17 protein-coding genes are annotated in these 20,204 nt (G+C 67.0%); 6 read left to right on the top strand and 11 right to left on the bottom strand.

Features of this window, described 5'->3' with window-relative positions; translation table 11 throughout:
• The first annotated feature begins 68 nt into the window (after positions 1 to 68).
• Both ACFO0G_RS18770 and ACFO0G_RS18775 read left to right on the top strand, forming a co-directional pair.
• Positions 69 to 1,703, top strand: a complete 1,635-nt coding sequence (locus tag ACFO0G_RS18770; RefSeq protein ID WP_286403286.1) for a sensor histidine kinase — start codon at positions 69 to 71, stop codon at positions 1,701 to 1,703.
• Positions 1,700 to 2,413, top strand: coding sequence for a response regulator (locus ACFO0G_RS18775; protein WP_376979485.1), 714 nt, complete (start codon positions 1,700 to 1,702; stop codon positions 2,411 to 2,413). The genes ACFO0G_RS18770 and ACFO0G_RS18775 overlap by 4 nt, the downstream gene beginning before the upstream one ends.
• 33 nt (positions 2,414 to 2,446) lie before the next feature.
• Here ACFO0G_RS18775 and ACFO0G_RS18780 read toward each other — a convergent pair whose 3' ends face one another.
• A complete protein-coding gene (locus ACFO0G_RS18780) occupies positions 2,447 to 4,351 on the bottom strand; it encodes a propionyl-CoA synthetase (RefSeq protein ID WP_286403282.1) in 1,905 nt (634 codons plus the stop codon).
• 172 nt (positions 4,352 to 4,523) lie between these two features.
• Between ACFO0G_RS18780 and ACFO0G_RS18785 the strand changes: the two genes are divergently transcribed.
• From ACFO0G_RS18785 to ACFO0G_RS18800, 4 genes are all read left to right on the top strand, one after another.
• Positions 4,524 to 5,180, top strand: a complete 657-nt coding sequence (locus ACFO0G_RS18785) for a GntR family transcriptional regulator (protein WP_286403281.1) — start codon at positions 4,524 to 4,526, stop codon at positions 5,178 to 5,180.
• Positions 5,173 to 6,693 (top strand): MmgE/PrpD family protein, encoded by a 1,521-nt coding sequence (locus ACFO0G_RS18790; protein WP_376979488.1) that lies wholly within the window; start codon positions 5,173 to 5,175, stop codon positions 6,691 to 6,693. The genes ACFO0G_RS18785 and ACFO0G_RS18790 overlap by 8 nt, the downstream gene beginning before the upstream one ends.
• Positions 6,693 to 7,595 carry a methylisocitrate lyase gene (gene prpB, locus ACFO0G_RS18795; protein WP_286403277.1) on the top strand — a complete coding sequence of 301 codons (903 nt, stop codon included), beginning with the start codon at positions 6,693 to 6,695 and terminating at the stop codon, positions 7,593 to 7,595. The genes ACFO0G_RS18790 and prpB overlap by 1 nt, the downstream gene beginning before the upstream one ends.
• 87 nt (positions 7,596 to 7,682) lie before the next feature.
• On the top strand, positions 7,683 to 8,822 hold the full coding sequence (locus tag ACFO0G_RS18800) for a bifunctional 2-methylcitrate synthase/citrate synthase (protein ID WP_376979490.1): 1,140 nt from the start codon (positions 7,683 to 7,685) through the stop codon (positions 8,820 to 8,822).
• An 85-nt stretch (positions 8,823 to 8,907) separates the two neighbouring features.
• Here ACFO0G_RS18800 and ACFO0G_RS18805 read toward each other — a convergent pair whose 3' ends face one another.
• Genes ACFO0G_RS18805 through ACFO0G_RS18850 form a run of 10 tightly spaced genes read right to left on the bottom strand, consistent with a single transcriptional unit; the run spans position 8,908 to position 19,715 of the window.
• Positions 8,908 to 9,390 carry an 8-oxo-dGTP diphosphatase gene (locus ACFO0G_RS18805; protein WP_376979492.1) on the bottom strand — a complete coding sequence of 161 codons (483 nt, stop codon included), beginning with the start codon at positions 9,388 to 9,390 and terminating at the stop codon, positions 8,908 to 8,910.
• Positions 9,391 to 9,399: 9 nt separating this feature from the next.
• Positions 9,400 to 10,419 (bottom strand): site-specific tyrosine recombinase XerD, encoded by a 1,020-nt coding sequence (gene xerD, locus ACFO0G_RS18810; protein ID WP_376979494.1) that lies wholly within the window; start codon positions 10,417 to 10,419, stop codon positions 9,400 to 9,402.
• Positions 10,419 to 11,078, bottom strand: coding sequence for an NUDIX domain-containing protein (locus ACFO0G_RS18815; protein ID WP_286403269.1), 660 nt, complete (start codon positions 11,076 to 11,078; stop codon positions 10,419 to 10,421). The genes xerD and ACFO0G_RS18815 overlap by 1 nt, the downstream gene beginning before the upstream one ends.
• Before the next feature lie 25 nt (positions 11,079 to 11,103).
• Entirely contained in the window at positions 11,104 to 12,879 is a 1,776-nt protein-coding gene (locus ACFO0G_RS18820) for a CTP synthase (protein WP_286403268.1), read from the bottom strand.
• A gap of 28 nt (positions 12,880 to 12,907) precedes the next feature.
• A complete protein-coding gene (recN, locus tag ACFO0G_RS18825) occupies positions 12,908 to 14,647 on the bottom strand; it encodes a DNA repair protein RecN (protein ID WP_376979497.1) in 1,740 nt (579 codons plus the stop codon).
• Between the two features lie 4 nt (positions 14,648 to 14,651).
• On the bottom strand, positions 14,652 to 15,677 hold the full coding sequence (locus tag ACFO0G_RS18830; RefSeq protein WP_376979499.1) for an NAD kinase: 1,026 nt from the start codon (positions 15,675 to 15,677) through the stop codon (positions 14,652 to 14,654).
• Positions 15,678 to 15,690: 13 nt separating this feature from the next.
• Entirely contained in the window at positions 15,691 to 16,506 is an 816-nt protein-coding gene (locus ACFO0G_RS18835) for a TlyA family RNA methyltransferase (protein ID WP_376979501.1), read from the bottom strand.
• Entirely contained in the window at positions 16,506 to 16,769 is a 264-nt protein-coding gene (locus ACFO0G_RS18840; RefSeq protein ID WP_286403262.1) for a hypothetical protein, read from the bottom strand. The genes ACFO0G_RS18835 and ACFO0G_RS18840 overlap by 1 nt, the downstream gene beginning before the upstream one ends.
• 9 nt (positions 16,770 to 16,778) lie before the next feature.
• Positions 16,779 to 17,768 (bottom strand): HAD-IIA family hydrolase, encoded by a 990-nt coding sequence (locus ACFO0G_RS18845; protein WP_376979503.1) that lies wholly within the window; start codon positions 17,766 to 17,768, stop codon positions 16,779 to 16,781.
• A gap of 6 nt (positions 17,769 to 17,774) precedes the next feature.
• Positions 17,775 to 19,715: a hypothetical protein gene (locus ACFO0G_RS18850; protein ID WP_376979505.1), complete on the bottom strand. Its 1,941-nt coding sequence runs from the start codon at positions 19,713 to 19,715 to the stop codon at positions 17,775 to 17,777.
• Positions 19,716 to 20,204: the final 489 nt, after the last annotated feature.

A 20,204-nucleotide genomic window follows, 5' to 3' on the forward strand; every position in this document is an offset into this window, starting at 1 on the left:
CCCGTGATCCAGCTCACCGTTGCGTTCATATTGGTCGCGCACCCGCAAAGGTCGGATGGGAGGTCCGCATGATCCACCGCTGGAGCATTGCCCGCCGGCTTTTCCTGGCGAACCTGCTGATTGTCGTCTCGTTCATCGCCATTGTCGGGACGGCAGCCTATGTCGACGCGCGGGACCGCACGTATGACGAAGCGGGCCGCCGCATGGAAGGGGTGGCCGCGTCCATCGCAGCCAATCCCCTGGTGCTGCAGGCCGCGGCGACGCCGGACCCGTCCATCCTCCTGCAGCCCTACGCCAGGGATGTGTCTTCCGCTGCCCACGTCGACTTCATCACCATCATGTCTCCTGACCGGACCCGTTGGACGCACCCGCGGGATGAGGAACTGGGCCGCCCCTACATCGGCTCCATCGACGCCGCCCTGCGCGGCCAGGCGTTTACCGAGGTCACAGCAGGGACCCTGGGCCCCTCCGTCCGGACCATCGTTCCGGTCAAGGACTCCGCGGGCGCGGTCAAGGCGCTGGTGGCTGCAGGGGTTACCGTCCGCAACGTCGACGTCGCCCTCGCCGGCCGCCTGCCGGTCCTGCTGGCCGTGGGCATTGCCCTCCTGTTGGGCGGTTCGCTGGCATCCTGGCTGCTGGGCCGGTACCTGCGGCAGGTGACCCGCGGCTGGGGACCTGAACAGCTGGCGCAACTGTTCGCCTACTACGAATCGGTCCTGCACTCAGTCCGCGAGGGCCTCATTCTGGTTGACGCCAGGAAGCGTGTGGTGATGTACAACGACCAGGCTGCCGAATTGCTGGGCCTGCCGGAAACCGGCAGCAATGATCCCACCCAGCCTCCCTCGCTGGCGGACCTGCCCCTGGACGCCGAACTGCGCAGCCTGTTCGAATCCGGACGCGCTACCAAGGACGAGATGGTCCTGACCGGCTCCCGGGTGCTGGTGGTGAACCAGGGCAAGGCACGGGGCCCCGAATCCCGCGGCTCACGGGGGAAAGTTCCGGTATACGGAACAGTGGCCACCCTTCGGGACCGGACCGAGATCGAAGCGCTGGGCAACGAACTGCAAACCATGCGGACCCTTTCCGACGCTCTCCGGGCGCAAACCCATGAGCACGCCAACAGGCTCCACACCATGGTTTCGCTCCTGGAACTTGGCCGTACCGGGGAGGCCCTGGACTTCGCCACCCAGGACCTGGCACTGAGCCAGCAGTTGACGGATGACATGGTGAGCTCCATCGATGAACCCGTGGTGGCGGCACTGGTCATGGGCAAGGTGGCCGAGGCCCATGAGCGCGGCGTCCAGCTGGAACTGTCCACCCTCGGTTCGGGCGCTGCCGCAGGCATTGCCGTGCAGGACCTGGTGACTATCTTGGGCAACCTGCTGGACAACGCCATTGACGCTGCCGCGGATGCACCGCCGCCGCGGCGTGTGGTGCTGACCCTGGAGGCGGACGACGAGGGACTCGACGTCGCCGTCAACGATTCGGGGACACCGATCAGCGGTGAGGATGCAGAGAAGATTTTCCGGCACGGATTCAGCACGAAGCCGGCGGGAACCGGCGGCCGGGGCATCGGCCTGGCACTGGTCCGGCAGGCTGTGCAGCGCTTGGGCGGTACGCTGGCCATCAACGGCCGGCGTGGCGCCAAGTTCGAAGTATTCCTGCCCGCAGCGGTTCCCGCGGAGAAGGAGCACAGACAGTGAGCATTATCCGGGTCCTCGTCGTCGAAGACGAGGCCATCGCGTCGGCAGCACATGCAGCATATGTGGGCCGGCTGGAAGGATTCGAGCTCGCCGGAACGGCCCCGGACGGACAGTCCGCCCTGCGGCTTCTGACCGAATTCGTGGCGGCCGGCGAGCCGGTGGAGCTGGTCCTGCTGGACATGAACCTGCCCGACCTGCACGGCCTGGACATTGCCCGGCGGATGCGTTCAGCGGGAATCCTCGCGGACATTATTGCCATTACCGCTGTCCGTGAGCTGGCGATTGTCCGCAGCGCCGTGGCCATCGGTGTGGTCCAGTACCTGATCAAGCCCTTCACGTTCGCCACGTTCTCCGACAAGCTGGAGAACTACCGCCAGTTCCGCATGCAGCTGGCCGGTTCCAGTGCGGGCGCCGGCAAGGGCGGCACTTCCCAGAGCGAGGTTGACCGGGCTTTTGCCAGCCTCCGGGCTCCGTCTGAACTCCCGCTTCCCAAGGGCCTCTCCACCTCGACCCTCGGCTCGGTGCAGGAGTTCCTCCGCCAACAGCCGGAGGCAGTGTCTGCCACCGAAGTCATGGATGCCCTGGGCATGTCCCGCGTAACCGCCCGGCGCTACCTTGAGTACCTCGCCGACGCCGGCACCGTTTCCCGGACCGCCCGCTACGGAACGCCGGGCAGGCCGGAAAACGAGTACCGCTGGAACGCCCGCTGACGTGCCCGTGGCTGGACGTTCCAGCCACAAGTGTCAGCCGGCCTGGGCCCTGCCGACCCGAAGCACTCCGGCCAGCTGGTCAATGACCCCTGGATCTTCAATGGTGGAGGGCACCGTGTATTCCTCGCCATCGGCTATCTGGCGCATGGTCTTGCGCAGGATCTTCCCGGAGCGCGTCTTGGGCAGGGCGTCCACCACCGTCACGTGCTTGAAGTCCGCGACAGCGCCGATATCCCGGCGGACCAGTGCCACCAGGTCCTTGGCCAGAACCTCTTCAGGGATGTCGACCCCGGATTTGAGTACCACGTAGCCACTGGGCCGCTGGCCCTTCAGAGGGTCCGCGAGGCCGATGACGGCACATTCGGCAACCGCCGGGTGCTGCCCGATGACTTGTTCCATGGCGCCGGTGGACAGCCGGTGGCCGGCGACGTTGATGATGTCGTCGGTGCGGCCCATGACGAACAGGTAGCCGTCCTCATCGCGATATCCGGAGTCGCCCGTCGCGTAGCAGCCCTCAAAGGCCTGCAGGTAGGAGGAGACGAACCGTTCATCGTTCCCCCACAGAGTGGTTAGTGTTCCCGGTGGCAGCGGCAGGCCCAGCACGATGTTGCCCTCGGTCCCGGACTCCACCTCCCCGCCCGCGCCGTCGAGGATCTGCAGGCGGAAACCAGGCATCGGAACGCTTGGGGAGCCGGCCTTGATGGGAAGCCGCTCCAGCCCGCGCGGGTTGGCACAGATGGCCCAGCCGGTTTCGGTCTGCCACCAGTGGTCCACCACCGGCACGCCGAGGACCCGGGATGCCCAGTGGAAGGTGTCCGTGTCCAGCCGCTCACCGGCCGTGAAAAGCGTCCGCAGGCTGGAGACGTCATAGTCCGCCAGCAGCGACGCTTCCGGATCGGCCTTGCGGATGGCCCGCAGCGCCGTGGGGGCGGTAAAGAGCACGTTGACCTTGTGGTCCTGGACCACCCGCCAGAATGCACCGGCGTCCGGCGTTCCCACCGGCTTGCCTTCGTACATCACGGTGGTGGCACCGGCCAGCAGCGGGCCATACACGATGTACGAGTGCCCCACCACCCAGCCGACATCGGAGGCGGTCCACATCACGTCCCCGGGACCGACGTCGTAGATATTTTCCAGCGTCCAGCGCAGGGCGACGGCGTGGCCACCGTTGTCCCGCACCACCCCCTTGGGCGTGCCGGTGGTGCCGGAAGTGTAAAGGATGTAGAGCGGGTCTGTGGCTTTCACATCGACCGGGCCAGCCGGCTGGGCGGATGCCATTGCTGCGTCCCAGTCCAGCCAGCCGGCGTGGTCCGCCGCCGTTGACGCAAATCCGTCGCGCGCTTTGACCAGTACGGGAAGGTCCCCCGCGCCCGCCAGCTCAAGTGCCTCGGCGACGGCCGGGAGGTACTCGATGCGTCGGGAGGGTTCGATCCCGCCCGAAGCGGTGACCACTGCCGCAGGTGCCGCATCCCTGATCCGGGCCGCAAGCTCCTTGGGCGCAAAGCCGCCGAACACCACGGAGTGGACCGCGCCCAGCCTGGCGGTGGCGAGCATGGCAATGGCCGCTTCCGGGATCATCGGCATGTAGATCACCACCCGGTCACCCTTGCCTACGCCGTTGCCGCGCAGCACACCGGCAAATCGCGCCACGAGGTCCGTGAGTTCTGAGTAGGTATAGCGCTGCTGTGTTCCCAGCATGGCGGAGTCATGGATCAGGGCGTCCTGCCCTCCGCGGCCCTCGGCAACATGCCGGTCCAGCGCGTTGTAGCAGGTGTTCAGGACGCCGTCCGGAAACCAGCTGTACAGCGGCGCCCGGCCGGCGTCCAGTGCTTGGCTTGGAGGAGAAGTCCAGGAGATCTTTTGCGCTGCCTCCAGCCAGAAATCTTCGGGCTGTTCAACGCTGCGCCGGTAGCTGTCCCGGTAGCTGTTGGTGACCATGAGGTAATCCCGTCCACGACGTTGTGATGCAGCTCATGCTAGTGGCAAGGCACGCCAGCCTACAAGGGCCTTGTATACATAGATACTGTTTTTTGGCGATGAACGGAAAAAACGCTGTTATTCCCCCGCCGTTCTGTATACACTGATCCAGTTATCGAGGAAGGAGGACGCCATGCGCGCCAGCGACAAGGCGTACGCCGCCCTGCGCGACGACATCATCGAATGGCGCCTGGCGCCCGGAACCGTCCTTGCCGAAGTGGAACAGTCCGAACGCCTGGGCGTCTCGCGCACACCGCTGCGGGAAGCGCTGGGGCGCCTCACAGCGGAAGGGCTGACGACGGCGGGCGGCCGCGGCGTCGTCGTTACGGACATTTCCCTGGAGGACATCGATGAGCTCTTCGAACTCCGCGAAACACTTGAGGGCAGGGCCGCAGCGTTGGCCGCCCGGCGCGGCGACGCCGCAACGTTCCAGCGCCTGCAGCACGAGCTGCTCCGGGCCCCCGAGTTGATCAGCGGCGGCGAGCCCGGCCTCCATGACTACTACCAATTGGTGGGGCGGCTGGACACCGCCATCGACGCAGCCATCTCCAATTCCTACCTGGCCCAGGCCATGCGCAGCCTGCGCGTCCACCTGGTCCGGATCCGGCGGCTGGCAGCCGACGACGCTCGCCGCCTCACCGCCGCAGCCGCAGAACACGCCGCCATCGCTGAGGCCATTGCGGCCGGCAACCCGAAGCTCGCCGAGGCGGCCACCATCGTCCATCTGCACCGAAGTCTCTCCCACGTCAAAGCAACCCACGCATCCCACCCAAAGGAGCATCATGGTTAAGGAACACCACGTCCGCGTCTACAAGAGCGAAGAGAACCTCCCCCGCGAGGACCAGCTCGCCTACAAGATCGCCCAGGTGGCAGCGGACCCCGTCGCCGTCTCCGATGAGGTGACTGATATGGTGATCAACCGCATCATCGACAACGCCTCGGTTGCCATCGCCTCCCTGAACCGGGCTCCCATCGTCGCGGCCCGTGCACAGGCACTCACCCACGGCCCAAGCACCGGCGGCCAGGGCTCCAAGGTGTTCGGCATCGAGGAGCGGGTGGCACCGGAATGGGCTGCCTGGGCCAACGGCGTGGCCGTCCGCGAGCTGGACTACCACGACACCTTCCTCGCCGCCGAGTACTCCCACCCGGGCGACAACATCCCGCCGATCCTGGCCGTCGCCCAGCACGTTGGCTCCAGCGGCCACGATCTGATCCGCGGTATCGCCACCGGCTACGAAATCCAGGTCAACCTGGTCAAGGCCATCTGCCTGCACAAGCACAAGATCGACCATGTGGCGCACCTGGGCCCCTCCGCCGCCGCCGGCATCGGCACCCTGCTGGGCCTCGATGTGGAAACCATCTTCCAGTCGGTGGGCCAGGCGCTGCACACCACCACCGCCACCCGGCAGTCCCGCAAGGGCGAAATCTCCACCTGGAAGGCCCATGCCCCGGCCTTTGCCGGAAAGATGGCCATCGAATCCGCGGACCGGGCCATGCGCGGCCAGACCTCCCCCGTGCCCATCTACGAGGGCGAAGACGGCGTTATCGCGTGGATGCTGGACGGGCCGGACGCGTCCTACATGGTCCCGCTCCCCACCCCCGGCGAAGCCAAGCGCGCCATCCTGGACACCTACACCAAGGAACACTCCGCCGAATACCAGGCCCAGGCCTGGATCGACCTGGCCCGCAAGCTGCACCGGGAGCACCCGGAGGTGACCGACCCCGCCAACGTGGAATCCGTGCTGATCAAGACCAGCCACCACACGCATTACGTGATCGGCTCCGGCGCCAACGACCCCCAGAAATACAGCCCCACCGCCAGCCGGGAAACGCTGGACCACTCCATCCCCTACATCTTCACCGTCGCTCTGCAGGACGGGGCCTGGCACCACGTGGACTCCTACGCGCCGGCACGCGCTGCACGGCCGGACACCGTGGAGCTGTGGCACAAGGTCACCACCGTGGAAGACCCCGAATGGACCCGCCGCTACCACTCCCTGGACATCTCCGAGAAGGCTTTCGGCGGCTCCGTGGAGATCACCCTCAAGGACGGCACCGTCATCACGGACCAGATCGCCGTCGCCGACGCCCACCCGCTGGGCGCCCGCCCCTTCGCCCGCGAGCAGTACGTCAACAAGTTCCGCACCCTCGCCGCAGGCCTGGTGGAGGAGGCCGAAATCGAAAGGTTCCTTACCGCCGTCGAACGCCTCCCCGAACTCGCAGCCGGCGAACTGGACCAGCTGAACATCACCGCCGCCCCGGGCGTCATCGACCTGGCCGCGGCACCGAAGGGACTCTTCTGATGCTGTACTCCAAGACCACACCGGAGCAGAAGCGAATCCGCTTCCGCGAGCTGCTGTCCTCCGGCACCATCCAGCAGTTCCCCGGCGCGTTCAACCCGCTCTCCGCCCGCTTGATCGAGGAGAAGGGCTTCGCCGGGGTCTACATCTCCGGTGCCGTCCTGGCCAACGACCTGGGCCTGCCGGACATCGGACTGACCACGCTGACCGAGGTGGCCACCCGCGCCGGGCAGATCGCCCGCATGACGGACCTGCCCTCGATCGTGGACGCCGACACCGGCTTCGGTGAGCCCATGAACGTGGCCCGCACCGTGCAGGAACTCGAGAACGCAGGCCTTGCCGGCTGCCACATCGAGGACCAGTTCAACCCCAAGCGCTGCGGCCACCTGGATGGCAAGAACGTGGTGGACCTGGACACCGCCACCAAGCGGATCCGAGCCGCCGCAGACGCACGCAGGGACCCGAACTTCCTGATCATGGCCCGGACCGACATCCGTGCCACCGACGGGCTGGAAGCGGCCCAGGACCGGGCAAAGGCCCTGGTTGAGGCCGGAGCGGACGCCATCTTCCCGGAGGCCATGAAGGATCTCAGCGAGTTCCAGGCCATCCGGGACGCCGTGGACGTGCCGATCCTGGCCAACATGACGGAGTTCGGCAAAAGCGACCTGTTCACCGTGGACCAGCTGGCCGGCGTCGGCGTCAACATGATCATCTATCCGGTGACACTGCTCCGTAGTGCCATGGGCGCTGCTGAGCGTACTCTGGAATCGATCAAGTCCGACGGCACCCAGGAGGCACAGGTCCCAAACATGCTGACCCGTGCCCGGCTCTACGACCTCGTCGACTATGAGGCCTACAACCGCTTTGACACCGGGGTGTTCAACTTCCAGATCCCCGGCATCTGACACCCAACCCTGACACCCACCGGAATGCCGGCAGCAGCCGGCCAACGGCTCCAGGAACACAGGCTTTAGGAACAAAGGAGTTTCAGCATGGCTGAAAATGAGATCAAAAAGGGCCTTGCCGGCGTCGTGGTGGACTACACCGCGGTTTCCAAGGTCAACCCGGACACGAACTCGTTGCTGTACCGGGGCTACCCGGTCCAGGAACTGGCCGCCAAGTGCAGCTTCGAGGAAGTGGCCTACCTGCTTTGGAATGGTGAACTTCCCACGCAGGAGCAGTTGGCGGAGTTCACGGCCAGGGAACGCGCCGGCCGCGCCCTGGACCCCGTAGTCAAGCAGGTCATCGACGCCTTGCCGGTCACCTCCCACCCGATGGACGTCTGCCGGACCGCGGCTTCCGTGATGGGCGCCCGGCACCCGCTGGCCGAGGACTCCTCCCGCGACGCGAACATGGCCAAGGCCGTGGACCTGTTCGCGGCCATGCCCGCGGTGGTGGCCTATGACCAGCGCCGCCGCCACGGGCAGGACGTCGTGGAACCCCGGGACGACCTGGGTTACTCCGCGAACTTCCTGTGGATGGCCTTCGGCGAGGAACAGGTCCCGGAAGTGGTGGAGGCCTTCAACGTCTCGATGATCCTGTACGCGGAGCACTCGTTCAACGCTTCCACGTTCACCGCCCGGGTGATTACGTCCACGCTCTCCGATCTTCACTCCGCAGTGACCGGAGCCATTGGTGCCCTCAAGGGTCCGCTGCATGGCGGAGCGAACGAAGCCGTGATGCACACGTTCGACGAGATCGGAATCCGGCAGGAGGAGTCGCTGGAGGAGGCCGCCGCCCGGGCCAAGGCCTGGATGGAAGATGCCCTTGCACAGAAGAAGAAGGTCATGGGCTTCGGCCACCGCGTCTACAAGCACGGCGATTCCCGGGTTCCCACCATGAAGGCGGCCCTGGACAAGATGATTGCCCACTATGGCCGCCCCGAGCTGCTGGGTCTGTACAACGGCCTGGAAACGGCGATGGACGAGGCCAAGGCCATCAAGCCGAACCTCGACTACCCGGCGGGGCCCACGTACCACCTGATGGGTTTCGAGACCCCCACGTTCACTCCCCTGTTCGTGGCCAGCCGGATCACGGGCTGGACCGCGCACATCATGGAGCAGCTTGATGCCAACTCGCTGATCAGGCCGCTGAGCGAATACAACGGCGTGGAGGAACGGCACCTTCCATAGCTCCTGGCAGGAAGATTACGACGGCGGGTGGGCACTTTGGTGGCCACCCGCCGTCGGACGTTTAACAGCACGGGCGCTGCCGGACTTACTCCAGGCGGCTTTCGGACGAGGCAACCGACTCGTTGTCGGTGTGCATGGTGACCACCACGTTGACCCGGCCACCTTCCAGCACCACCGGCAGCCAATGGTCCGCGTCCTGCCACATGCGCTCCACCGGCAGGGCCGCAACGCTGAACCATTCGGGCAGGATTTCTTCGCTGGGCTCCGGATCACCCTGCCAGGTGCGCGCCGTGAAAAGCGTGGTCTTCATGTCCCAGTCGGGTCTGGCCGGGAACACAAAGTGCACCGCGCCGGCGTCGGCCAGGGCCGCTTCCTCCAGCACCACCCCGGTTTCCTCCAGGAGTTCCCGGATGACGGCCTGGGCGGAGGTCTCCCCCGGCTCCACGTGGCCGCCGATGCCTACGATCTTGCCCCTGCCGAAGCCTGTCTGCTTCAGCCCCAGGAGCACCTCCGTGCCGTTCTCCCCCTCCCGCAGAAGGAAGCAAAGGGTTACTGCCGCTGCAGCCACGCCTATCCCCTAGCCCAGGGCCCGGGGATGGGCGGCGGCGTAGACCTCGCGCAGAGTGTCGGCCGTAACCAGGGTGTACACCTGGGTGGTGGTCACGGACGCGTGGCCCAGCAGTTCCTGCACCACGCGCACGTCGGCGCCCCCTTCGAGCAGGTGGGTGGCAAAGGAGTGCCGCAGCGTGTGCGGCGAGACGTCCCGGGTGATGTTCGCTTTCTCCGCCGCCGCTTTCAGGATGGTCCAGGCGCTTTGCCGGCTGATCCTGCCGCCGCGGGCATTCAGGAACAGCGCCGGGGTGCCCTTTCCCTTGGCGGCGAGCAGCGGCCGGCCGCGGACAAGGTAGGCATCCAGCGCACGTGCGCCGTAGGAGCCCAGCGGAACCATCCGTTCCTTCGATCCCTTGCCGAACAGGCGGACAACGGCCGGTCCGGATTCGGGTTCCGCCAGGGAGATATCGTCCACGTCCAGGCCTACGGCTTCGCTGATCCTCGCGCCGGTGGAGTAGAGGAATTCAAGGAGGGCGCGGTCCCGCAACCCCGTGGCGGTGTCGGTTCCCGCGGCCTCGAGGATACGGGTCACCTCATCGACGCTGATGGCTTTGGGCAGCCGCTTGCCGGCCATCGGCGGGTGGACCTCGCTGGCTGGGTCCGCGGGCGTGTACCCCTCAAGGGCCCAGAACTTGTGCAACCCCCGGACGGCCACCACCGTCCGGGCTGCCGAACGCACTCCAAGGGTGGAACCGCCGTCGGACCCGTCGGAGAGAGCACGGACGTAGCCGGTGACATGCTGCCGGGTGATCTCCTCCGGCCGACTGCACCCGGCAGCGGCCAGGTAGCGGGCGTAGCGGGCCAGGTCGCGGCGGTAGGCCGCCAGGGTGTTCACTGCCAGCCCCCGTTCCACGCCCATGTGCTGGAGGTAGTCAGTGATTCCGCGGTCGATTGCGGGAGGAATGGCCGCCGGGGCCGCATCGGAGGCCGGCGCCGCGGCCGGCGGGACGGACGGTAGTGCTTCAGCCGAAGGACCCGGGACCATCAGCGCTGGCTGGGGTGTGCGGGCCAGGGGGCGTCGGCGGGCCGGAGGTCTTCATAGTTGGCGGCCCGGGCGGCTGCGGCGGCAAGGATCCCGACGACGGCGGACGGGTTGTGCAGGCGGCCGGCCAGTACGGAGGCCACGGCGTCGTCCAGGTTGATCCAGTGGAACTCGATCTCCGCTTCCTCGTCCGTCCGCTCATGGCGTTCGTGGTGCGGCACCTCGGTGAGGTCCCGGGCAAGGTAGATCCGGATGGCCTCGCTGGAGGATCCCGGGGAGTTGAAGACATCAGCCAACACGTTCCAGGTCCCTGCGGCCAGGTCTGCTTCCTCGGCAAGTTCGCGTGCCGCCCCCACCACGAAGTCTTCGCCTTCGACGTCCAGCAGGCCCGCGGGGACCTCCCAGAGGTCCATTCCCACCGGGTGCCGGTACTGCTTCAGGAGGAGGATCTGGCCTTCGTCGTTCATGGGCAGGATCGCTACAGCGCCGGGATGGTCAATGTAGTCGCGGGTAAGGGGGTCCCCGGACTCCGAGAGCTGGAAGGTGTCGCTGACGACGTCCCAAATCCGGCCCTCATAGACCTTCTCGGAAGACAAGAGACGGCGCGGGCTTGGTGCATCCGAAACCTGCTTGGCAGGGGTGGCTTCAGGTGTACCAGGCATCGCGCCGTCCTTTGTGTTCTCTTGACTACTTAGCGGTAACGCTACCCGATGCTGCAGGCTCGCCGTCCGCGGGCGCCGCCGTGTCGGCAGCGTCCTGGTGGTTCGCGTTCTGGTGGTCCAGCGCAGCCTTGACCAGGCCGGCGAACAGCGGGTGCGGGCGCGTGGGCCGCGAGCTCAGCTCGGGGTGCGCCTGGGTGGCAACGTAGTACGGGTGGACATCGGCGGGCAGCTCGACGAATTCCACCAGCTTGCCGTCCGGGGAGGTGCCGGAGAAGACCAGGCCCTTGTCCGCGATTTGCTCGCGGTACTTGTTGTTGACCTCGTAGCGGTGCCGGTGGCGTTCGCTGACGGTGGTCTTGCCGTAGGTTCCGGCGATGACAGAGCCTTCGTCGAGCTTGGCTTCGTACAGGCCCAGGCGCATGGTGCCGCCCAGGTCGCCGCGGCCCTCGACGTACTCCAGCTGCTCTTCCATGGTGGCGATGACCGGGTACTTGGAGTCCGGCTCGAACTCGCTGGAGGAGGCGCCTTCCAGCCCCACCACGTTGCGGGCGTATTCGATGACCATGCACTGCAGGCCAAGGCACAGGCCCAGGACCGGCAGCTTGGTTTCGCGGGCGAACTTCAGGGCGCCCAGCTTGCCTTCGAGCCCGCGGATGCCGAAGCCGCCCGGCACGCAGATGGCGTCCACGCCGTCGAGCGCCTTGATGGCACCTTCGCGGGTCTCACACTCGTCGGACGGGACCCAGCGGATCTTGACCTTGGCCTCGTTGGCGAAGCCGCCGGCGCGCAGCGCCTCGGTGACCGAGAGGTAGGCGTCCGGCAGGTCGATGTACTTGCCCACCAGGGCGATCTCGACGTGGTGCTTCGGGTTGTGCACTGCCTCGAGGAGGCGGTCCCAGCTGGTCCAGTCGACGTCCTTGAACGGCAGGTCCAGGGCACGGACGATGTAGGAGTCCAGCCCCTGGCCGTGCAGGGTCTTGGGGATGTCGTAGATGCTGGGGGCATCGGCGGCGTTCACCACGGCGTCGATGTCGACGTCGCACATGCGGCCGATCTTTTCCCGCATGGCCTCGGGCACCTCACGGTCCGAGCGGATCACGATGGCCTCGGGCTGGATGCCGATGGAGCGCAGCGCGGCTACTGAGTGCTGGGTGGGCTTGGTCTTCAGTTCCTGGGAAGGCCCGATGTAGGGCACAAGGGAGACGTGCAGGAAGAACACGTTGTTCCGGCCGATGTCCTGGCGGACCTGGCGGGCGGATTCGAGGAAGGGCTGGGACTCGATGTCGCCAACGGTGCCGCCGATTTCGGTGATGATGACGTCCGGCGCGTTCTTGCCCTCGGCAGGCAGGCGCATGCGGCGCTTGATCTCATCGGTGATGTGCGGAATGACCTGGACGGTGTCCCCGAGGTACTCGCCGCGGCGTTCCTTGGCAATCACGGTGGAGTACACCTGGCCGGTGGTCACGTTCGCGGAACCTTCCAGGTTCTCGTCGAGGAAGCGCTCGTAATGCCCAATGTCCAGGTCCGTCTCGGCGCCGTCGTCCGTGACGAAGACCTCACCGTGCTGGAAGGGGTTCATCGTGCCCGGATCCACGTTCAGGTAGGGATCGAGCTTCTGCATCGTGACGGACAGGCCGCGTGCCCGCAGCAGATGACCAAGGCTGGAGGCCGTCAGTCCCTTACCGAGCGAGGACGCCACACCGCCAGTGACGAAAATGTGCTTGGTCGTCTTGGAGGAGCCCGGGAACCGGGAATTTACACGGGAATTTGATCGCTGCACCACGGAATTCGAGCCTATCATCATTTACGCCTTCACGTGGGTGCGCAGGTCAGGCGCGCTGCGGCAGGAGCTTGGCGTCATCCAGCAACTCGCGGGCGTGCGCCTGCGCCGATTCGGAATCCTCCTGGCCGGCAAGCATCCGGGCCAGCTCACGTACCCGCTCCGGCTCATCGAGGAGGCGGACATCACTGGAGGTAAACCCGGTGGCGGTGCCGCCGTCGGCTCCCCTGACCGAGGTCTTGGTCACGGTGATGTGCTGATCCGCGAAGGCAGCCACCTGCGGGAGGTGGGTGACCACCAGCACCTGCACGTGGCGTGCCAGCATGGCCAGGCGGCGGCCGATCTCGACGGCGGCACGTCCGCCTACGCCGGCATCCACTTCGTCGAAGACGAACGTGGGGACGGGATCGACGGCGGCCAGCACCACTTCGATGGCCAGCATCACGCGGGAGAGCTCACCACCGGACGCGCCCTTGCCCAGCGGCCGTGCCGGGGCGCCCGAGTGCGGCTGCAGCAGGAAGCTGATTTCGTCCGCGCCGTAGGGGCCCAGTTGGGCAGCCGGATCGAGGTTAATCACCAACGTGGCGTCGGCCATGGCCAGGGCCTTCAGTTCGGCGCTGACCCGGGCGGAGAGGTCCTTGGCGGCCTTGGCCCGGACCTTGCTGATGGCTGCCGACTGTTTCTTCAGGTCCGCTTCAGCACGGACCACTTCCGCGTCCAGGGCCTCGATGCGGGAGGAATCGTCCTGCAGCTCGTCGAACCGGACGCGTGCCTTGTCCGCCCACTCCAGCACCTCGTCGATGGTGGGAGCGTATTTGCGGACCAACTTGGCCAGGGCGGCGCGCCGGTCCTCGATTTCGGCGAGCCTTTCCGGGCCCTCAGAGTCCAGGCCCGCTTGGTAGCTGGCCAGCTCGGTGGCGATGTCGTTGAGCAGGAAGCCCACCTCGGCCAGGCGGGAGGCCGCAGACCCCAGCTCAGCGTCGTGCTCGGCCACGTGCTCAAGGGTCCGTTTGGCCGAGTCAACCAATGTAGTGGCATCCCCCGCCTCACCGAAGTCCTCGGCGATGAGGGCCTGGTGCGCGGTGCTGGCAGCAATCCGCAGCTCCTCAACGTTCGCAAGCTTCACGGCTTCGGCCTTCAGCAGCTCGTCCTCCCCCGGCTGCGGATCCACGTCATCGATCTCCGCGAGGGCCGCCTCCAGGGATTCGGCTTCGCGGAGCCTGTCGCGGGCGGCGCTGCGGAGACTGTCCAGTTCCGCCTGGCTGGCCTTCCACCGGCTGTACAGGTCCTGGTAGGCGGCCAGCGGTTTGGCCAGTGCCTCGCCGGCGAACTTGTCCAGGGCTTCGCGCTGTGCAGTGGCGCCCTTGAGCCTGATCTGGTCCGTCTGGCCGTGCACCACCACCAACGATTCGCCAATCTCTGCCAGGACGCCCACGGGCGCGGCGCGGCCACCAAGGAACGCGCGGCTCCGTCCGTCCGCACCCAGCCGGCGGGCCAGGATCAGTTCAGTGCCGCCGTCGAACTCCTCAGCGTCGGCGCCCGCGTCAAGGGCACGGGCGACGGCGGGATGTCCGGTATCGAGCTTGAGCACGGCCTCGGCCGTGGCACTTTTCGCCCCGCTGCGGACGGCTCCTGCGTCCGAACGGGCGCCCAGCAGCAGTCCGACGGCGGTGACCACCATGGTCTTGCCGGCACCGGTTTCGCCGGTTACCACGCTCAGTCCCGGGCCTAGCGGAAGGGTTGCGTCGGTGATGACGCCCAGATCGCGGATTCTCAGTTCTTCAAGCATGGATTCACTTTGCAGTCGACGGATCGGGATCACTGCCCGGGTTCTCAACGTGCGGCACGGGCAGCGGCGGCATGGGCCGCGGCGTCCGCACCACGGGGATGGGCCCCGTGTGCACGGCCTCGGACTTGGGCAGCGGGCCGCGCCAGCCGTGGATGGGAAGCTCGAACTTGCGGACCAGGCGTGCCGAGAACGGGGTCTGGTGGGTGCGGGCCAGCCGGACGGGGGTTGCCGATTTGGTCACCTCCACGCGCGCGCCGGGCGGCAGATCCACGGAGCGCCGGCCGTCGCACCACAGGACCCCCTGGGCGTCCGTGCGGCCCAGCACCTCAACAGCCAGCCTGGACCGCGGCGACACGACGAGGGGCTTGGCGAAGAGCGCGTGGGCACTAATGGGCACGATCACCAGCGCCTCCACCTCCGGCCACACCACGGGCCCGCCGGCGGAGAACGCGTACGCCGTGGATCCCGTAGGGGTAGCCAGCACAATGCCGTCCGAGCCGAAGGATGTCAGCGGACGCTCGTCCACCTCGGTCACCACTTCCAGCATCCGCTCACGGTTGGCTTTCTCGATCGCGGCCTCGTTCAAAGCCCAGGTGTGCCAAATCTTCTGGCCGCGAACCCACACCTGGACGTCGATGGTCATGCGCTCTTCAACCGTGTACTCGCGGCTGGCGATCCACTCGACGGTCTGGGCCAGGTCCGCCCGCTCACTTTCGGCCAGGAAGCCCACGTGGCCCAGGTTCACGCCCAGCAGCGGCACATCCACCTCGCGCACCAGTTCGGCGGCGCGCAGGATGGTTCCATCTCCGCCAAGGACCATGACCAGTTCCACATCAGGCAGCTGGACATGGTCGTGGAGCACCTCCACTGGCTGGGCCAGGTGGCCAAAGAACCGCTCCATGTCCCCCAGCTCGGACTCCTGCATCACGGGGACCATGCCCGAGGCGTGCAGCAGGGCACAGGCCTCCCAGGCGGCTTTCAGTGACTCCTCGCGGCCGGTGTGGGCAAGGACCAGTACACGCCTGCTCATCAGGTTCCGCTCTCTAGTGGTTCGGCCAGATTTGTCCGAGCAACGCAGCGGCTGCTGCCTCTCGCTCTTCGATCTTAGGCAAGTCTTTGCTGATCCTGCGTTTTATCCACAGGAAGTATTCGACGTTTCCGTCCTGCCCGGGCAACGGACTGGGCGCCAGGCCGCAAAGGTCCAACCCGGCGTCGAGCGCTGCCCTGGCCACCTTTTCGACCGCCATCCGCCGCTCACGCTCCGAGGTGACGACGCCGGTGCGGCCCAGCCGGTCCTTGCCAATCTCGAACTGCGGCTTGACCATCAGCACCAGGTCGCCGCCCGGTTGGGTGCAGTCCGCCAGCGGCTGCACCACCAGGGTGAGGGAGATGAAGGACAGGTCCGCCACGGTCAGGGCCGCGGGGCCGCCGATGTCGGCCGGCGCCATGTACCTGACGTTCATGCCCTCGTGGACGTCCACGCGGGGATCGTTGCGGAGGTGCGGCACCAACTGGCCGTGCCCGACGTCGACCGCCACCACGTGCGCGGCGCCGCGCCGAAGGAGGACGTCGGTGAAGCCCCCGGTGGAGGCACCGGCGTCGAGGCACCTTTTGCCCTGCGCCGACACCTCGGGGAAGGCATCGAGGGCACCGGCCAGCTTGTGGGCGGCCCGGCTGGCGTAGGTGTCCTGGTCATCAAGTTCAACGGCGAGGTCCCGGCTTTCGTCAACCTGCAGGGAGGCTTTGACGAGGACCTGGCCTCCCGAGCTGACCTTGCCTTCGGCGATCAGAGAGGCTGCATGCGTGCGCGACCTCGCCAGGCCGCGGGCCACCAGGGCCTGGTCGAGGCGGACCGGCATCAGGCTGCCCCGCCGGCACGGTCGGCCGCCGCCCTGACCTGGTCGATGGGATCGCTGTTCAGGGCCGCCAGCAGTTCGTCGTGGAGTCCGTTGTATACAGCTTCGTGATCTGCCGCAGGGAGGCCGGGTATGTCGGAAAGCCTGGCCACGGCCCGCGCCACCTGCGGATCGCTGATCTCCTGCCCGCTGTCCCGGGAGGCCGCCTGCGGCCACTCCGGGGTGGGCTGGGCTGTCGAGTCGTCCGGTTCGGTCAGCTCAGTCATTGAACCAGTCTAGTGATTGAGCCACACCAGCTTGGGTGCCTGCGGGGTTGCGGCGTCCGGCGTCTCCGCCCACCAGGCGGCGCACGCCGCCCGCCAGGAGTTCAAGTCGTCCTGGCTGCCGATGATGCCCACCGCTCCGTTGGCCACCCGTGCCGTCGCGTCCCCGCACGCGTACGTGCCGTCGTCTTGCGTCACGTCCGGGTAGGGGCGGTGCAGGTCCGCCAGGTTCCCGATGACGTAGTTGGGCCGTTCAGCGGAACGGGCCGCAAGGATCGTCTCTCGCGTGTCGACGCCGGTCAGCACCGCCACGGTGGCGAAGCCGGCGTTGTTGCCGCCCAGGATGTCCGTGTCCAGCCGGTCCCCCACCACCAGGGGGCGCTCGGCCCCAAGGCGTTTGGCAGCGGAGTGGAACAGCGGAGCCTCCGGTTTACCCGCGACTCTGGGCTGCTGCGCGGTAGCGGCGGCAACGGCTGCAACCAGCGTGCCGTTCCCCGGGGCGATCCCGCGCGCCTGCGGAATCGTCATGTCCGTGTTGGTGGCCACCCAGAGGGCGCCGGCGTTCACCACATAGGTGGCTTCCGCCAGCTCCTTCCAGCCAATGCCGGGGCTGAAGCCCTGCACCACCGCCACCGGTTCCTCGTCCTGGCTGCCCACCGGCACCAGACCGGCCAGCTCGATTTCCCGGGCCAGCGCCGGGCTGCCCGTGATGAGGATCCGTGACCCCGGAGCCAGCAGCGACGCCAGCAGGTCCGCCGCCGCCTGCGAGGAACTGACCACCTGGTTGTCCTCGGCGGGTGCACCAAGCTCGCGCAGGTGGGCTGCCACCTCCGCAGGCGAACGGGAGGCGTTGTTCGTCACGTAGCCCAAACCGATGCCCAGCCCGGAGAGCTGCTTCAGCGATTCCACTGCTCCGGGGATGGCGTGCGGCCCTGCGTACACCACGCCATCCAGGTCGGCCAGCAGGGCATCGAAGCGGGAAACCAGGGAAACGTCAGCCATGGGTGGTCAGTCCCGCCGTTCTTCATTCGCAAAGGTGTCGGCGCTGTCATGGTGTTCCACGGGGCCTTCGTCTTCCGCGGCGTCCTCGTTGCCGGGCTCGTCCGCGGATGCGGAGTCGAGCTCAATCTCGTCGTGTTCCACCGAGTCCTGATCAGACTCGGCGTCGTCAGAGACGAAGTAGTCAGCGTCCTGGTCGTCGATGCTGCTGTCCTGGACAGCCTTCGCTTCGGAGGCGCGGCTGCTCTCCGGGGTGGAGGAGTCCGGGCCCGTCGCCGAAGCCTCGGGAGCAGCCCCGGTGCCTGCGGCCTGCGACGCGCGCTCCAGCATCCTGCGGCGCTCAGCCTCCTGGCGGGCTTCTTCTTCCTCATCCCAGCCGAGGTCGATGATCTCGGGCTCCTCATCCATACCTTGGCCCAGGGCATTTTCCGCCACCACGGCCTGCCGGCTCCACCTCTGCGACTCTTCATCGCGCCCGACAGCGGCAAGTGCGTCGGCGTAGGCGCGGAAGAGACGCGGGCTGTAGGAGAACGCACGGTTGATGTCCAGCTGCGGAATCTCAAGTTCCGCCACTGCGGCATCCAGTTGACCGAGGTCGGTGCGGGCGCCGGCGGCAACAATGGCCAGTTCAACCTTGCCCGGGGCGTCCAGATCCTGGGCTTCCTCGGAACGGGCAACGTCAAGGGCCCGGTCCGGCCGGCCCAGGCCACGCTCGCAGTCGGCCATCACGGGCAGGTGCACGTTGGAGCCGCTGATGCGCCGGAAGGTGCGGAACTCACGCAGTGCTTCGCCGTAGTGGCCTGCGGCGTAGGCAGTCAGCCCGACGGCTTCACGGACGGCCGCGAGCCTTCCGCCGCGGCGGCTGGCGGCAAGGGCGTGCTGGAAGGCCAGCTCGGGCTCGTCGTCAATCAGGCGGCCGGCCATGACCAGGTGGCGGGCCACCCATTCCGCGCTCTTGGACTCGAGCGTCTTGATCTGGTGCTGCGTGGCGCGGTCGAGCTCCTTGCCCGTGACGTCCTCGTCGATTTCGGGTGAGCGTTCCCGGTCCGGCCGGTTGGCGCTGCGAAGATCGGCAGCATTGGGTACGCGTGCCGGGCGCTCTTCCTGGCGGTCGCGGCCGAAGCCGCGGGGGCCGGAGTCGCGGGGGCCGGAGTCGCGGGGGCCTGCGCCGCGGCCGGACTCGGCACGTGAGTCTCGGCGGTCAAAGCTGCGGGGCGCACGTTCCTGCCGGTCGCCAAACGGTTTGCGGTTGTCGCCGCCGAAACCACGGCGGTCACCTTCACCATCGCGACGCGGACGATCACCATAAGGCTTCCGGTCACGATCACCGTAGGGCTTACGATCGCGATCACCGGCACCACCGCCGAAACCACTCCGGTCCCCGTCGCCATCGCGACGCGGCCGGTCACCAAACGGCTTACGGTCACGATCACCGTAGGGCTTACGATCGCGATCACCGGTCCCGCCGCCGAAACCACGCCGGTCACCCTCACCATCGCGACGCGGCCGGTCACCAAACGGTTTACGGTCACGGTCACCGAACTGACGGCGCTCACCCTCACCATCACGACGGGGACGATCACCAAACGGCTTACGGTCACGATCACCATAGGGCTTCCGGTCGCGGTCACCGAACTGGCGGCGCTCACCCTCGCCATCACGACGCGGACGATCACCATAAGGCTTCCGATCACGATCACCGCCGCCACCACCGAAACCACGACGATCACCGGCACCACCGCCAAAACCACGCCGGTCACCTTCACCATCCCGACGCGGCCGATCACCGTAGGACTTACGCTCCCCGCCACCGGTAGCTCCACCGCGGGAGAAGTTGTTGCCGTCACGGTCGGACCGCGACCTGAAGCCGCGGGGCTCACCGCCGGAGTTGTTGTTGCCGCGGAACGCGCCGCGGTCGTTGCCGCGGTTGCCACCGTTGTGCTCGGCCATATGGATTCCTCCTGTTGTGAGCCGACCACTGGCGCAACTGCAGCCGCTCGTTTCGTTTCCTACGCAACCCGAAATCAAGCGCTTCGAAGTCCGTACATCTTCATCAATTCTAGTGGAGCCGCAAAATTCCCCGGAACGGTAGGAGCCCTGGCAGCGGTATCGTGGCCATCTTCACACAACGAGGGATGCCCGCTCACGTCTGGCAGCCTCTCCATCAACGCCCGCTCACATCTGGCAGCTCCTCCCCGAACGCGCTCTCACACGGGATCGGGGCGGCCCATGTGCCTGTCCTCGGTGCGGAGCGAGGGTTCCTGTCCTGGGTGTCAGAGGTGAGCTGGGGTTGCTCGTTTACCTGTCAAAACTGAGCGGGGGTTGGTGGTTTTGTTGTCAGAGGTGAGCGGGGGTTTTCGGGGCGGGCCAGGTGGTTTGTTTGTTTAAATGTGGGAGGCCCCGAACCGTGTGGTTCGGGGCCTCGACCTAATAGTTGTT

This window comes from Arthrobacter sedimenti, from assembly GCF_042652025.1.
Lineage (GTDB): Bacteria > Actinomycetota > Actinomycetes > Actinomycetales > Micrococcaceae > Arthrobacter > Arthrobacter sedimenti.

Excerpts from the sequence above, each read along its gene's own strand:
- ACFO0G_RS18770 (WP_286403286.1), top strand. The coding sequence starts at position 69 with ATGATCCACCGCTGGAGCATTGCCCGCCGGCTTTTCCTGGCGAACCTG.
- ACFO0G_RS18780 (WP_286403282.1), bottom strand. The coding sequence starts at position 4,351 with ATGGTCACCAACAGCTACCGGGACAGCTACCGGCGCAGCGTTGAACAG.
- ACFO0G_RS18785 (WP_286403281.1), top strand. The coding sequence starts at position 4,524 with ATGCGCGCCAGCGACAAGGCGTACGCCGCCCTGCGCGACGACATCATC.
- ACFO0G_RS18790 (WP_376979488.1), top strand. The coding sequence starts at position 5,173 with ATGGTTAAGGAACACCACGTCCGCGTCTACAAGAGCGAAGAGAACCTC.
- prpB (WP_286403277.1), top strand. The coding sequence starts at position 6,693 with ATGCTGTACTCCAAGACCACACCGGAGCAGAAGCGAATCCGCTTCCGC.
- ACFO0G_RS18800 (WP_376979490.1), top strand. The coding sequence starts at position 7,683 with ATGGCTGAAAATGAGATCAAAAAGGGCCTTGCCGGCGTCGTGGTGGAC.
- xerD (WP_376979494.1), bottom strand. The coding sequence starts at position 10,419 with ATGGTCCCGGGTCCTTCGGCTGAAGCACTACCGTCCGTCCCGCCGGCC.
- ACFO0G_RS18815 (WP_286403269.1), bottom strand. The coding sequence starts at position 11,078 with ATGCCTGGTACACCTGAAGCCACCCCTGCCAAGCAGGTTTCGGATGCA.
- ACFO0G_RS18820 (WP_286403268.1), bottom strand. The coding sequence starts at position 12,879 with ATGATAGGCTCGAATTCCGTGGTGCAGCGATCAAATTCCCGTGTAAAT.
- recN (WP_376979497.1), bottom strand. The coding sequence starts at position 14,647 with ATGCTTGAAGAACTGAGAATCCGCGATCTGGGCGTCATCACCGACGCA.
- ACFO0G_RS18830 (WP_376979499.1), bottom strand. The coding sequence starts at position 15,677 with ATGAGCAGGCGTGTACTGGTCCTTGCCCACACCGGCCGCGAGGAGTCA.
- ACFO0G_RS18835 (WP_376979501.1), bottom strand. The coding sequence starts at position 16,506 with ATGCCGGTCCGCCTCGACCAGGCCCTGGTGGCCCGCGGCCTGGCGAGG.
- ACFO0G_RS18840 (WP_286403262.1), bottom strand. The coding sequence starts at position 16,769 with ATGACTGAGCTGACCGAACCGGACGACTCGACAGCCCAGCCCACCCCG.
- ACFO0G_RS18845 (WP_376979503.1), bottom strand. The coding sequence starts at position 17,768 with ATGGCTGACGTTTCCCTGGTTTCCCGCTTCGATGCCCTGCTGGCCGAC.
- ACFO0G_RS18850 (WP_376979505.1), bottom strand. The coding sequence starts at position 19,715 with ATGGCCGAGCACAACGGTGGCAACCGCGGCAACGACCGCGGCGCGTTC.